Genomic DNA, 290 nt, shown 5'->3' with positions numbered 1-290 from the left:
CGGCTGCGGATTGCGCTCCCGCGTGCGCCGGCGAGTTCGACTTGCTGTTCAGCCAGCCTGGAGAGGAGGCGTGATGCTCTCGATCACGAAGATCAACTCGCAAGCCAACCAGCCGCGCCGCGGCGGAGCCGGCTACGCTCACTATCTCGGCGAGCGCAGCACCAAGCGGCGCGGGGACTTCGACGACTACGCGCGGCCGAAGGACGACGGCTCGCCCCCTCCCTTCTGGGCCTGCAAGGGCGCGGCCGTCCTGGGGTTGGACGCCATCGCGGAAGCCGAGCAGGTCGAGC

Annotated in this window: 1 protein-coding gene; it reads left to right on the top strand. The window is 70.0% G+C overall.

The window, feature by feature from the left end; genetic code table 11:
• Positions 1-73 precede the first annotated feature (73 nt).
• The coding region (locus F6P99_RS13340) for a hypothetical protein (RefSeq protein ID WP_152287994.1) at positions 74-290 on the top strand (217 nt) is incomplete at its 3' end.

Origin of the sequence: Flavicella marina, from assembly GCF_009193215.1 — a bacterium.
Lineage (GTDB): Bacteria > Bacteroidota > Bacteroidia > Flavobacteriales > Flavobacteriaceae > Flavicella > Flavicella marina.
Note: the sequence above shows the minus strand (reverse complement) of the source record. Positions and strands in the feature narration are given on the sequence as shown.